General features: G+C 46.6%; 1 protein-coding gene. It reads left to right on the forward strand.

The window, feature by feature from the left end:
- Window positions 1-581 (forward strand): pyridoxal-phosphate-dependent aminotransferase family protein (locus ACS8FD_RS22990; protein ID WP_439277561.1); only part of this gene is annotated, 581 nt, incomplete at both ends.

Consider the following 581-nt stretch of genomic DNA (forward strand, 5'->3'; position numbering starts at 1 on the left):
CTATTTGTTGACGGAGTCAGCTCAATCGCTTGTGTTCCTTTTAAAATGGATGAATGGGGCGTCGATATTGCGGTAGCTGGTTCGCAAAAAGGCTTCATGCTAGCAACGGGTATGGCGATACTAGCCGTTAGTCAAAAAGCACTAGCAGCAATGGAGCAAGCTAAACTGCCACGGACCTATTTTGACTTTCGTGACATGCTAAAAGCTAATGCTAATGGCGGCTTTCCTTATACCCCGCCCCTAAATCTCATTTATGGCATGAGAGCCAGTCTTGATATGCTGTTTGAAGAAGGCCTTGAGAATGTCTACGCGCGCCATCATCGCTTGGCTGAAGGCGTACGCCAAGCGGTTAATGCTTGGGGCTTTAAGTTATGTGCAGTATCGCCTGACTTATACTCTGAGACTGTAAGTGCGATATATGTTCCTGAAGGCTTCAATAGTAATGAGCTGACCGATCACGCCTTTAATAAATATGGCATATCTTTCGGTGTTGGCTTAGGTGAGATGGCTGGTCGCGCCTTTAGAATAGGACACTTGGGTTCACTTACTGAAGTCATGGTTCTAGCGGGACTCGCAGCTAT

It is taken from the genome of Psychrobacter sp. 1U2 (genome assembly GCF_051847575.1).